The 13,191-nt window shown below is 32.4% G+C and carries 11 protein-coding genes; 4 read left to right on the forward strand and 7 right to left on the reverse strand.

What is annotated here, in order from left to right; all coding sequences use genetic code 11:
- Window positions 1-242: 242 nt before the first annotated feature.
- Window positions 243-1,574 (reverse strand): glucose-6-phosphate isomerase, encoded by a 1,332-nt coding sequence (locus tag ACF91D_RS26010; protein WP_327621019.1) that lies wholly within the window; start codon window positions 1,572-1,574, stop codon window positions 243-245.
- A 338-nt stretch (window positions 1,575-1,912) separates the two neighbouring features.
- On the opposite strand from ACF91D_RS26010, the gene ACF91D_RS26015 reads away from it, so the two are divergent.
- From ACF91D_RS26015 to ACF91D_RS26025, 3 genes are all read left to right on the forward strand, one after another.
- On the forward strand, window positions 1,913-3,118 hold the full coding sequence (locus ACF91D_RS26015; RefSeq protein ID WP_039067807.1) for an argininosuccinate synthase: 1,206 nt from the start codon (window positions 1,913-1,915) through the stop codon (window positions 3,116-3,118).
- Window positions 3,108-4,484, forward strand: coding sequence for an argininosuccinate lyase (argH, locus tag ACF91D_RS26020; RefSeq protein ID WP_039067808.1), 1,377 nt, complete (start codon window positions 3,108-3,110; stop codon window positions 4,482-4,484). Before ACF91D_RS26015 ends, argH begins: the two co-directional genes overlap by 11 nt.
- A 206-nt stretch (window positions 4,485-4,690) precedes the next feature.
- The gene (locus ACF91D_RS26025; RefSeq protein ID WP_327621020.1) at window positions 4,691-5,665 is read left to right on the forward strand and encodes a glycerophosphodiester phosphodiesterase; all 975 of its coding nucleotides are present in this window, start codon (window positions 4,691-4,693) and stop codon (window positions 5,663-5,665) included.
- Between the two features lie 104 nt (window positions 5,666-5,769).
- Here ACF91D_RS26025 and ACF91D_RS26030 read toward each other — a convergent pair whose 3' ends face one another.
- The 6 genes from ACF91D_RS26030 to ACF91D_RS26055 all read right to left on the reverse strand — a co-directional run bounded on the left by ACF91D_RS26030 (window position 5,770) and on the right by ACF91D_RS26055 (window position 12,640).
- The gene (locus ACF91D_RS26030; protein WP_039067810.1) at window positions 5,770-7,014 is read right to left on the reverse strand and encodes a Glu/Leu/Phe/Val family dehydrogenase; all 1,245 of its coding nucleotides are present in this window, start codon (window positions 7,012-7,014) and stop codon (window positions 5,770-5,772) included.
- Between the two features lie 110 nt (window positions 7,015-7,124).
- Window positions 7,125-8,315 (reverse strand): ornithine--oxo-acid transaminase, encoded by a 1,191-nt coding sequence (locus ACF91D_RS26035; protein WP_069792460.1) that lies wholly within the window; start codon window positions 8,313-8,315, stop codon window positions 7,125-7,127.
- A gap of 403 nt (window positions 8,316-8,718) precedes the next feature.
- Window positions 8,719-9,852: an NADH-dependent flavin oxidoreductase gene (locus ACF91D_RS26040; protein ID WP_039067811.1), complete on the reverse strand. Its 1,134-nt coding sequence runs from the start codon at window positions 9,850-9,852 to the stop codon at window positions 8,719-8,721.
- A gap of 610 nt (window positions 9,853-10,462) precedes the next feature.
- Window positions 10,463-10,663: a DUF6007 family protein gene (locus ACF91D_RS26045; RefSeq protein WP_081324991.1), complete on the reverse strand. Its 201-nt coding sequence runs from the start codon at window positions 10,661-10,663 to the stop codon at window positions 10,463-10,465.
- 518 nt (window positions 10,664-11,181) lie between these two features.
- Window positions 11,182-11,562 (reverse strand): S1 domain-containing post-transcriptional regulator Ygs, encoded by a 381-nt coding sequence (gene ygs, locus ACF91D_RS26050; RefSeq protein WP_017722342.1) that lies wholly within the window; start codon window positions 11,560-11,562, stop codon window positions 11,182-11,184.
- Between the two features lie 484 nt (window positions 11,563-12,046).
- Window positions 12,047-12,640, reverse strand: a complete 594-nt coding sequence (locus ACF91D_RS26055; RefSeq protein WP_069792462.1) for a peptidylprolyl isomerase — start codon at window positions 12,638-12,640, stop codon at window positions 12,047-12,049.
- A gap of 64 nt (window positions 12,641-12,704) precedes the next feature.
- Here ACF91D_RS26055 and kapB point away from each other — a divergent pair, with 64 nt between their 5' ends.
- A complete protein-coding gene (kapB, locus tag ACF91D_RS26060) occupies window positions 12,705-13,088 on the forward strand; it encodes a sporulation phosphorelay system protein KapB (RefSeq protein WP_232785955.1) in 384 nt (127 codons plus the stop codon).
- The last annotated feature ends 103 nt before the right edge of the window (window positions 13,089-13,191 follow it).

Consider the following 13,191-nt stretch of genomic DNA (forward strand, 5'->3'; position numbering starts at 1 on the left):
TATGATAATTTGCGTAATCGTATCTTACTAACTTCACGACTTTATGCTTCTCCAATCAAAAAAGAGATTAAGCAACCTAAGGTTGCCTAATCTCAAAAATGGTATCAGTCCTCTTTGACAAAGAGCCCTTTAAATTACTACCAATACAATGATTAAGGCTGAAACAATTAATTTGTCCCAGCCTCCTCAAATATAAAATTAACATCAGTTAATTATATGCTCTATAACAGTGTGTTGATGAATTATAAACGTTTTTCTAATTCTTCTTTTTTATCTTCAAAACCTGGTTTACCTAATAAAGCAAACATATTTTGTTTATATGCTTCAACTCCTGGCTGGTTAAATGGATTAACGCCTAATTGATAACCGCTCATAGCACATGCTAATTCAAAGAAGTAAACGATATAGCCGAATGTTTCTTCGTCTAAACGAGGGATATTTACAACAATATTAGGTACACCACCATCAGTATGTGCTAACAATGTACCTTCAAATGCTTTCGTATTTACTTCGTCTATAGATTTACCAGCTAAATAATTTAAACCGTCTAAATTATCAGTGTCTTCTTCGATAGTAATATCATGTTTAGGGTTATTAACTTTCACAACTGTTTCAAATAAGAAACGACGGCCTTCTTGAACATATTGTCCAAGTGAATGTAAATCTGTTGTGTAGTTAGCACTAGAAGGATAAATACCCTTATAGTCCTTACCTTCTGACTCACCAAATAATTGTTTCCACCATTCATTAAAATATTGCATTGATGGTTCATAGTTAATCAACATTTCTGTGTCATAACCTTTTGCATATAAAACGTTACGAATTGTTGCATATTGATATGCAATATTTTCTTCTAGATCTTCTGAAGACAATTCTTTACGTGCTTTTGCTGCACCTTCCATCATTGTTTTAATATCAATACCTGCAACAGCAATCGGTAATAAACCAACTGCAGTTAATACTGAATAACGTCCACCAATATCATCCGGCACAACGAATGTTTCATAACCTTCATTAGTTGCAAGTTGCTTTAACGCACCTTTTTCTTTATCTGTTGTTGCAAAGATACGATTTTTCGCTTCTTCTTTACCATATTTATTTTCTAGTAGTTGTTTAAATAATCTGAATGAAACTGCTGGTTCAGTCGTAGTACCTGATTTAGAAATAACATTTACTGAGAAATCTTTACCATTTAAATAATCGATTAATTCTTGTGTATAAGAAGAAGATAAATGATTACCTACAAAGACGATTTCTGGGAATTCGTCACTATTTCTAAATGATGATGTTAGCATTTCGATAGCTGCGCGTGCACCTAAGTATGAACCACCAATACCAATTACTACAAACACCTCTGAATGTTCTTTGACACGTTTTGAAGCTTCTAAAATACGCGAGAATTCTTCTTTATCATAATCTACAGGAAGATCAATCCACCCAAGGAAGTCACTACCAGCACCAGTTCCTTCATGAATTGTTTTGTGGATTGATTTAACTATATCTTTTTGTTGCTGTAATTCATGTTCGCCGAAAAATTCTAAAGTTTTACCATAATCTAATTGAATATGAGTCATTTTGAATTGCCTCCAGTGTTTTTAATTTCAACATTATTTTACTAAGTTTATTTTGAGTATTCAAACAACTAGCCTATATAAAGTTTAAAATCTGGCTATTAAAATATTCATTCACTCATTATCTTCAATAGTCTATTCATTTTTTTATACATAAATAAATAATATCCAACTCTATTAAACTCCTTTAAAACAACATTTAACAATATAATAGAAGGCGTCATTTTTACATTTCTGTATATTTATGTATAAAAATGGTTTTATTTCCATTTCCTTTATGCTATACTAATCAATATCAAATTCATATTAATAAATTATAAAAATTCAATTGAGGTGGAACTATGAAAGAGAAAATAGTATTAGCATATTCTGGTGGTTTAGATACAAGTGTCGCAGTAAAATGGTTATTAGATAAAGGTTATGACATCGTAGCTTGTTGTTTAGATGTCGGCGAAGGCAAAGATTTAGACTTAGTATATCAAAAAGCTTTAGATATGGGCGCAATAGAATGTCATATCATTGATGCTACGGAAGAATTTAGTGAAGACTTCGTTTCATATGCAATTAAAGGGAACCTAATGTATGAAGGTACATATCCATTAGTTTCTGCATTATCAAGACCTTTAATTTCAAAAAAATTAGTTGAGATTGCGAGCAAAACAAATGCAGTCGGTATTGCACACGGTTGTACTGGTAAAGGTAATGACCAAGTGCGTTTCGAGGTTGCAATTAAAGCCTTAGACCCGGACTTAAAAGTTTTTGCCCCAGTAAGAGAATGGGCTTGGAGCCGTGAAGAAGAGATTGATTATGCAATCAAACATAATATTCCAGTTCCAATCCAACATGATTCTCCTTATTCTATCGACCAGAATTTATGGGGAAGAAGTAATGAATGTGGCATACTTGAAGACCCTTACGCTGCACCACCAAAGGACGCTTTTGATTTAACAAACGAATTAGAAGATGCGCCAGATGTAGCTGATGAAATTGTACTTTCATTTGAAAAAGGTATACCAACTGCTTTAGATGGTACATCTTATAAACTTAGTGAACTTATTTTAGAACTTAACAAACTTGCTGGTAAACATGGTATTGGCAGAATTGACCATGTTGAAAACAGACTTGTTGGCATTAAATCTAGAGAAGTTTATGAAACACCTGCAGCAGAAGTAATTGTCAATGCACATAAAGCACTTGAAACAATTACACTTACTAAAGATGTTGCACACTTTAAACCAGTGATTGAAAAACAATTTTCAGAACAAATTTATAATGGTTTATGGTTCTCACCTTTAACTGACAGTCTAAAAGTATTTGTTGATAGTACTCAGGACTATGTAACTGGTGATGTACGTCTTAAACTTTATAAAGGTAACGCTATTGTTAACGGAAGAAAGTCACCACATACGCTTTATAATGAAAAATTAGCTACTTATACAAAAGAAGATGCATTTAATCAAGAATCAGCAGTTGGCTTTATTGATATCTTTGGCTTACCTACTAAAGTAAACTCAATGTTACATGGTGGATATAAAGATGAGCAGTAAAGCTTGGGGTGGTAGATTTAGTGAGCAACCAGAAGCGTGGGTTGATGAATTTAATGCTTCGATACACTTTGATAAAACATTAATTCAATATGATGTCCAAGGTAGTATTGCTCATGCAACCATGTTGGCCAAACAAGGTATTATTTCTGATACAGACTGCGATCAAATTATTGAAGGTTTAAATGCAATTTTAGCTGATTATGAACAAGGTAAGTTAGCACTTGATGTTTCATTAGAAGATATTCATTTAAATATCGAACATGAATTAATAAAACGTATTGGTGATGCAGGCGGGAGATTGCATACAGGACGTAGTAGAAACGACCAAGTAGCAACAGATATGCATTTATATACAAAAGCAGAAGTCTCTCAATTAATAGATTTAATTATTTCCTTCCAACAGACGATTGTAAAAATTGCTGAGTCTCATATAGATACGATTATGCCTGGTTACACACATCTGCAAAGAGCTCAACCAATTTCATTTGCGCATCATATCTTGACATACTATTGGATGCTAGAAAGAGACAAATCACGTTTTCAAGATAGTTTGAAACGTATTGATATCTCTCCACTTGGCGCTGCTGCGTTAAGTGGTACGACTTATCCGATAGATCGTCACGAAACACAGTCATTATTAGACTTCTCCGCTATTTATGAAAATAGTATGGATGCTGTTAGTGATAGAGATTATATTGTTGAAACACTGCATAATATTTCATTAACAATGGTTCACCTGTCTCGTTTTGCTGAAGAAATTATTTTTTGGTCATCTGCAGAAGCCAACTTTATTACATTATCAGATGCATTTTCAACTGGCTCATCAATTATGCCTCAGAAAAAAAATCCTGATATGGCTGAATTGATCAGAGGTAAAGTTGGACGTACAACTGGTAATTTAATGAGTATGTTAATGACACTTAAAGGATTACCTTTAGCTTACAATAAAGATATGCAAGAAGATAAAGAAGGTCTATTTGATGCAGTTCATACATTGAAAGGTTCTTTACGTATTTTTGAAGGAATGATAGATACAATGACTGTAAATGTAGATCATTTACAAGAAACTGTGTATAATGACTTTTCCAATGCAACAGAACTTGCTGATTATTTAGTTAATAAAAATGTTCCCTTTAGAAATGCTCATGAAATAGTTGGTAAAATTGTACTTTGGGCTATTCAGCATAACGTATACTTATTAGATGTACCTTTAGAACAGTATCAAAGCGCACACGAAAGTATTGAACCTGATATCTACAATTATTTAAAACCTGAAAATTGTATCAGCCGTAGAATAAGTCACGGTTCTACTGGACAAGAAGCTGTTAAAAAACAATTAGAAATTATAAAACAAAACTTAAATTAGAATTTTTGCACAGATACCCTATTTAATAGGTGTATCTGTGCTTTTTTATCGCCCAGCAATTAAAATATTGTGATTCACTTCGTTGATTATATGTAATGTTTAAATTAATTTTTTATAGTTTAAATTAGAATTTTGTAAATACTATTTTCAATTTAAGTTTTTTTATGTACTGTAAAAGAAAGTTAATATTAAAGGAGTGACCGCTTGTGAAACATTCAAATAAATTTTTGATTTCAAGTATAGCAATATTATCATTATCTGGTATAGGAAGCTCAACAGTTACAGAAGCAGCTAGCAATTCTCAAGGTACAAACAGTCAAAGCGAAAAGACTTCAGTTCAAACAGCTGACGATAATAGTAAACAAGAGCAACAAAATTGGATACATAATTTAACTGGCGAGAAATTCACAACAATTGCACATAGAGGTGCTAGTGGCTACGCTCCAGAACATACATTTTACTCATATGACAAAAGCCATAACGCTATAGGCGCATCATATATTGAGATTGACCTACAAATGACTAAAGACGGTCACCTAGTAGCTATGCATGATGAAACTGTAGATAGAACAACAAATGGTACTGGTCGCGTCGATCAGTATACACTTGAAGAATTAAAACAACTTGATGCCGGAAGTACATTTAACGAACAAAATCCACAATATGCTAATTCAAATTATGAAGGTGCACAAATACCTACTTTAGACGAGATATTAGAGCGTTACGGTACTGATGCCAATTATTATATAGAAACAAAATCTCCAGACGTATATCCTGGTATGGAAGAAAAATTATTAGATACACTTAATAAACATCAATTACTAAATGAACAGTCTCTCAAAAAAGGCCATGTAATGGTGCAATCATTTTCACAAGAAAGTTTACTTAAAATGAAAAATTTAAATTCAAATGTGCCACTAATAAGATTATTAGACAAAGGCGAATTACCAAATATGACGCAACAAGATTTTAATTATATTAAACAATATGCTATTGGCGTCGGCCCTGAATACACCGATTTAACTAAGGAAAATGTCAACAACCTTAAAAATACAGGATTTCTTGTTCACCCATTCACTGTAAACGAAGTTGCCGACATGGAAAGACTAAATGAATATGGAGTAGATGGATTATTTACTAATTATCCTGATTTATATAAGCAAGTCGTAAACGAACAATAGCTAATACTTTACATTAGATAATTAATCCATAAAAACTCAAAGAAGTCCGAGACATCTATTTATGTCTCGGACTTCTTAATTTACTACTATATGTGAATATTTATTTACGCCCACCCACGGTAACGAGCTGCCTCTGCAGTACGTTTGATTCCAACTATATAGGCTGCTAAACGCATATCAATCTTTCTATTTTGAGATAATTCGTAAATTGTATCAAAAGCTGTTGTAAGTTTTTCACGTAGTTTCGTATTTACTTCTTCTTCAGTCCAATAATAACCTTGGTTATTTTGAACCCATTCGAAATACGAAACAGTTACACCACCAGCACTAGCTAATACATCTGGAACTAGTAATTTACCACGTTCTGTTAAAATACGTGTACCTGCTGGCGTTGTTGGTCCATTTGCCGCTTCAACCACAATATCAGCTTTAATGTCATGTGCATTATCTTCTGTGATTTGATTTGCAATTGCTGCTGGTACAAGAATATCACAGTCAATTTCAAACAATTCCTTATTAGAAATTGTTTCATCAAATAGGTTAGTCACTGTTCCAAAACTATCTCTTCTATCTAATAGATAATCAATGTCTAAGCCTTCTGGGTCATGTAAAGCACCATAAGCATCTGAGATACCAACAATTGTTGCGCCCATATCATACAAGAATTTCGCTAAGAAACTTCCAGCGTTACCAAAACCTTGTATAACAATACGAGAACCTTTAAGATCTAAGCCTTTTCTTTGTGCTGCTTGTTCAATAGCAATAACAACACCTAAAGCAGTCGCACGGTCACGTCCTTGTGAACCACCTAGCACGATTGGTTTACCAGTGATAAATCCTGGTGAATTGAATTTGTCTAATGAACTATACTCATCCATCATCCATGCCATAATTTGAGAGTTTGTAAATACGTCTGGTGCTGGAATATCTTTCGTTGGTCCAACGAATTGAGAAATTGAACGCACATATCCACGAGATAAACGTTCTACTTCATGAATACTCATTTGACGTGGATCACAAATGATACCACCTTTACCACCACCATATGGTAAATCAACAATGCCACATTTCAATGTCATCCACATTGATAATGCTTTAACTTCTTCTTCGTCCACATCTGGATGGAAACGTACGCCACCTTTAGTAGGTCCAACAGCATCATTATGCTGCGCACGATAACCAGTAAAAGTTTGAACAGTACCATCGTCCATGCGCACAGGAATTCTAACTTGAAGGAATCTTAAAGGTTCCTTTACTAAATCATACATCCCATCATCAAATCCCAGTTTGTGCAATGCTTCTTTAATAATTTGTTGCGTAGAAGTAACTAAATTATTATTCTCAGTCATGATTCATTTCGCCTCTTTTTCGTTACTAATGATTTCGCTTTCATGATAATTGTAACATAAGATTTTCCTTTTTAAAGGGTTTTCAAAACATATGTTACAGAACTGTGAATTTATTCAAAAACGCTTCTAATTTTGTCTAATGCAAAGTCTAATTCTTCTTTAGAAATAATGAGTGGCGGTGCAAATCTAATGACCGTATCATGCGTTTCTTTACATAATAAGCCTTTTTCTTTTAATGCTTCACAATAAGGTCTCGCTTCTTCATTTAATTCAACCCCAATAAACAAGCCACGGCCGCGTACTTCTTTAATTGATGGATGCTTTATTTTTTTTAATTCTTCTTTGAAATAATTACCTAATTCTAATGAACGACCTGGTAAATCTTCGTCAACGATTACATCTAGCGCTGCATTTGAAACCGCACAAGCTAGTGGGTTACCACCAAACGTAGAACCATGAGAGCCTGGTGAGAACACGCCAAGCACTTCTTCGTCAGCTAATACTACAGATATTGGTAACACGCCGCCGCCTAATGCTTTACCTAAAATGTATACATCTGGTTTAACGTCATCCCAGTCTGTAGCAAACAGTTTACCTGAACGCCCTAAGCCAGCTTGTATTTCGTCAGCAATAAACAATACGTTATGTTCATCACATAGCGCTCTTATTTCTTTTAAATAACCTTCAGGTGGAACATTAATACCAGCTTCACCTTGTATTGGTTCAATTAAAATTGCTGCTGTATTTTCATTAATAGCGTTTTTTACAGCTTCAATATCACCAAAGTCTACTTTGCGGAAACCGTCTAATAATGGACCATATCCTCGTTGATATTCTGCTTCTGATGATAAAGATACAGGTGCCATTGTACGACCGTGGAAGTTACCATTGAAAGCAATAATCTCTGCTTTATCTGAATCTATTTTTTTCACATCGTAAGCCCAGCGGCGCGCTGCTTTTAAAGCTGTTTCAACTGCTTCAGCACCCGTGTTCATTGGTAAAGCCTTAGCTTTTCCTGAAAGCTTACAAATTTTTTCATACCATTCACCTAGATTTTCACTATGAAATGCACGTGAAACTAAAGTAACTTTGTCTGCTTGATCTTTCAATGCTTGAATAATCTTTGGATGTCTATGACCTTGGTTTACAGCTGAATATGCCGACAACATATCCATGTATTTGTTACCTTCTGGATCTCTAACCCAAACGCCTTCAGCTTCCGAAATAACGATTGGAAGCGGTACATAGTTTTGTGCTCCATAATGATTTGTTACTTCAATGATTTCTTCTGATCTTGACATGATATCTCCCCTTTGTAAAAATTTAAGAGTAAAAAGACTCTTAAGTAATACTCATTCATAGCATAACGTATTTAACGATTAACTGAAACTATTTTCTGAAACTGCTTGGACTTTATGTAACGAATGCCTCTAAATCAGTTAAATTAGCGCTAATAATATAATTAATAAACATCAAAACAATATTGTAAGCCCTTACATATATAATGACATACTTCCTTATACTAATACAAGAAGATTTCCTTAATTTTTAAATTAAATTATTTTTTGTTATTGTTGCACGAAATTGCATATTTAATCACGGTATTATTCATTTTTTCAATTATATATAACCTGCATAAATATATAACAATCGAGGCCGAAACATCTAGTTAATGTTTCGGCCTCGATTGATATGCTAAGCATTCTATTTATTATCTGTTCTTGGTAGTGGATAAAAACCTTGGTTGAATTGTTCCCAAAGCTTAGGCGGTAAATGATGTCTATCTTTTCTATTAGGATCAAAATGAGAAATGATTTCATCTTCCTTGCCATCTTTAATTTTACTTATAAAATTATGATCTAATAATATTTCTCTACCCAAAGCAACAAGTTCAACATTTGTAGACTCAATCGCTTCAATTGCTTGATCCGCAGTAAAGATAGAACCGATACCTACTAAAGGCATGCGACCATCTATCCATTCTAATAATAATTTAATACGTTCTTGTCCTTTATATTTACCCTCACGTGTTTCTGAATGTATATCCATTAGAGAAACATGTAAATAATCTAAAGGTTTATCGATTAATTGTTTTACTAATGATTCGGTAATTTCCATACTTATGCCAGGTGTTTCTGCTTCTTCAGGTGAAAATCTATAACCAACAATAAAATCTTTATTACCATGTTGTTTGACTGTTTCTGTTACTTCATCAACAACGCTTAATGCGAATTTCAAACGGTCTTGGCCCCATTCATCTTCACGACGGTTATAATAAGGCGATACAAATTGATGAATTAAATAATGATTCGCACCATGGATTTCAACACCATCAAACCCAGCTTCTATAACTCTACGAGTCGCTTCACCAAAAGCTTTAATTGTTTGTTTAATTTCATCTTCAGTAATTTCACGTGCATGATGTTCTTCTTGTTCACCAAAACTTTTTAGTGAAATTGGCGTTGGTGCAGCTACGTCTCCATCTGGTGTTAAATTAGGTAATGATTGTGCACCACCATGATGAATCTGAACAACAGCTTTTGCACCGTTTTTTTTCATAGCTTGAGCTAAACGTTTTAATCCTTCAATATTTGAATCATGGGCCACAGATGGTTGTCCAGGAAATGCCTTCCCTAAATCTGTAACATTACTAGCTGCTGAAATAGCTAAACCAACATCTTTCGAACGTTGTTCCATATAAACAACTTCATCATTTGAAGTAGATCCGTCATCATTTGATGTAACATGCGTAAGTGGTGCTAAAACAAATCTATTTTCTAAAACAACTTTATTAGGCAATGTTATTTTTTCAAATAATGGTTGAAATTTTTTATTCATTTTACTTTTCCTCCTATGCGTTAAAACATTAGAACCCCTTTAAAACACTTATAGTTTGTAGTGCTTTTCTTATTCTAACTATAATAATCTGATAGATAAATAAATATGCTCACGCATATATTTTTGTGATTTTTATAGTCACGATTTTAATTAACTCTAAACTGCCTATGTCTTAAATTAATGCATTTTATATTTCCAACTATTATAATTTTATAATATATATAACGAAAACAAATATTCACGTTGATACCGCCCCTGCTATTGCGAATAGTAAAAAGATTTTTAACATGGCTTAATGTCACATTTTATTTATTGTTCTTTATAAATATTCTTATTATAAAAAGTTAAATTATTTTCATTTCCTTATTAAATTTCACCGATTTATAAAGTACAATTCAACATTAAGTATATAAGAAAAAAATCATAATTGCTAATGACACTCCTATTAAAATACACATAAACATTTGACTAATTGCACTTAAAATTATCATAGCAGAATTGAAATTTTGCTATAAGTATTCATTAAATGAAGCTATCTCTATAAAAAAATGCAATTGATAATCAGTGAGGAAGTTTTTATTTTAGATACATTTGTATAGAATCATTGCTTTCAATCTTTATTTTTTATAAAGTTTCTTATTGATAAAGATATAAAGGACAATCCTATAGATACTAAGATAATAATTATTACATTTAGTAAAACGCTTATAAGATTATAAGCGGGTAGATATGTGTATAAGAAAAAAAGAGGGATTAGGAAAATTAGATCTAACCACCCTAAACCATTCAATGATTCTTTTAGATTTTTCATTATCTCGCCTACCTTTATTACAAAATTGAATATTCCTTATCTTAACTTCATAATCTTCAACAGTTGTACAGAATATATTTAGAAGTTCGAACACTAGTAAAACCGACTTTGGCACTCAATTTACGTTTATTAATAATCTAACAGTATCAAAACACCACCGTTAACTCCTATGCATGACATAGTTAGAACAATACAAGGCTACTTATAAACATTTTTATTAATTGCTTAAAGATTGATTAATCAACTATTTAACACCCTTCTGTTCCACCACATTTTAAAAAATACCTGCCCTAGATTTCCAACTTGATACAAACCAATCATTTGTTGTTTAAATTCCTTACTAATTGTTCTAAATTTATATATAAAAGAGCACCTAACTTCTTAGTCTAACAATAATTCAGATTATAGAAGTTGTCCAATTAACTGCAGCCAGTCCAAACATAATCATTTCAAACCACGCTATAAAACAATTAAAGCTGAGACATTAATTTATGTCTCAGCCTTAAGTAAAGATGACTTCATTCATCTTTGATCGCATTTTTGGACTGTTTAATCCAAACCGGTAAGCGTTCTTTAATTGTTTGAAACCCATATCTTTCGGTTTCTTTAATTTCATCTAATACTGATTGCTTTTCTTTCTTACGCTCATAATTTTTAAAATAGTCATTATCTTTTAATGAAAGATTTAATTTCCCTTCATCATCAATTGAAATTACTTTCGCTCTTACAATTTGTCCTTCTGATAAAAACTTTTTCAAATTATGGACGTAATCATCCATAATCTCAGAAATATGGATTAATCCTTCAGCATTGTCAGGGGTTTCTACAAAAGCGCCATACGGTTGAATACCAGTCACACGAACTTTAATATGTTGACCTACTTTATAGTGATTATTCAACGTGATAACCCCTTAATTCGTTTTACTTAACACTATTATAATAGCATACATTATAGGAAGGCACTAACATAAACATAGAAAAATTTCACATTTTACAATTTTATATTGTTAAAACAATTATTTAAGAAGGTACTTAGATGTTGAGATATTGCATTTTTATTTGTATTTTATAAAAATTTCGATTAAATCGTTATTCCTTGTTTTACTAATACTGGGTATTTTCTCATTAATTTATTTTGTAAATTAAACATTTTAATTTTTTTACTATTTATTATTAAAAGTTTGTTTCGATTAAAATCTCTCATCATTTTTACTTGCCGATTCCTCCCCCCGCCATTTTAAGACACTTATAAAAAAGGAGAAGAGTAGAAACCAACATCAAAATTGATTTCTAATCTCTTCTCCTACAGTGTCAATTAAGTATTAAATCAGCTTGTTTAAATTAAAAATGGTCATTTATCTACTAATTCATGTAAACCATTAATTATTCAACGATTTCGATTGAATCAATTGTAATGTCATATAATGGTTTGTCTTGTGGACCTACTTTTGTATTAGCGATATCTTCTAATGTATCTTTACCTTCAATTAACTGACCAAATACAGTATGCTTTTGATCTAACCAAGGTGTTCCACCAGTTTCACCATAAGCTTTTACAATTGGTTCTGGCCAACCTCCGTCTGCTAATTGACTAAGCATTGATTCCGGCACTTCATTCATTTGAACAATGAAGAATTGAGAACCATTTGTATTTGGTCCTGCATTTGCCATTGAAAGTGCACCGTAGATATTAAACGCTTCTTTTGAAAATTCATCTTCAAAAGGTCCACCGTAAATACTTTCGCCACCCATGCCTGTAGCAGTTGGATCTCCACCTTGTACCATAAAGTCGTTAATTACACGGTGGAAAGTAACGCCGTTGTAATAGCCATTTTTAGCATGCGTAACAAAGTTTTCTACTGTTTTTGGTGCAACTTCTGGTAACAATTTAAACGTCATTTCGCCCTTGTTTGTATGCATTACCATTTTAATTTCATTGTCATTTATTTCTTTGTTTAACTGAGGATAGTTCGTCATTTTTATTCTCCATTTCATGTTAAGATGATATATGTATTCTAACACAAAAGAAGGGATGTATTGAATTATGTTATACCGTTTTTCACATAAAACTGGCAGTTATGGCGTAACAATTAAAGAAGAGGATGAAAATAAAGTACTTGTTCAAGTTGAACAAGTGATTAATCACCCTAAACAAGGTGATTTACACAATCCTACAGAAACTGAAAATGTATTTTTTCATGAACGTAAAGCACTTAGTCATTACGAGAAGCGCTATACGACAAAATCACATCTTAGAGAATTCAATGTAGAACCTATGTCTTACATAGAATCTTTACAGAATGCAATATCTAAATTAGAAACTAAATTAAAAGCTCAAGATACATTGCACGCAACTATGTCACTCAACAGTTTACAACGTTTAAAACATGATTATTCCATTCAATATAAACAAAATTTTGAATAAAAATACCGTGTTTCTTCTTATTTAATAAAACATCTAACACAAGTGTTTCAAGGCTTCCTGACGTTTTTCAGAATAGTCCACTTCATGTATAATGGTTTTATAA

The organism is Staphylococcus sp. 231237_7MaSpsaltlick, from assembly GCF_043107035.1.

What these genes read in the sequence shown, in the direction of transcription:
- ACF91D_RS26010 (WP_327621019.1), bottom strand. Translation starts at nt 1,574, where the DNA reads ATGACTCATATTCAATTAGATTATGGTAAAACTTTAGAATTTTTCGGC.
- ACF91D_RS26015 (WP_039067807.1), top strand. Translation starts at nt 1,913, where the DNA reads ATGAAAGAGAAAATAGTATTAGCATATTCTGGTGGTTTAGATACAAGT.
- argH (WP_039067808.1), top strand. Translation starts at nt 3,108, where the DNA reads ATGAGCAGTAAAGCTTGGGGTGGTAGATTTAGTGAGCAACCAGAAGCG.
- ACF91D_RS26030 (WP_039067810.1), bottom strand. Translation starts at nt 7,014, where the DNA reads ATGACTGAGAATAATAATTTAGTTACTTCTACGCAACAAATTATTAAA.
- ACF91D_RS26035 (WP_069792460.1), bottom strand. Translation starts at nt 8,315, where the DNA reads ATGTCAAGATCAGAAGAAATCATTGAAGTAACAAATCATTATGGAGCA.
- ACF91D_RS26040 (WP_039067811.1), bottom strand. Translation starts at nt 9,852, where the DNA reads ATGAATAAAAAATTTCAACCATTATTTGAAAAAATAACATTGCCTAAT.
- ACF91D_RS26045 (WP_081324991.1), bottom strand. Translation starts at nt 10,663, where the DNA reads ATGAAAAATCTAAAAGAATCATTGAATGGTTTAGGGTGGTTAGATCTA.
- ACF91D_RS26055 (WP_069792462.1), bottom strand. Translation starts at nt 12,640, where the DNA reads ATGACGAACTATCCTCAGTTAAACAAAGAAATAAATGACAATGAAATT.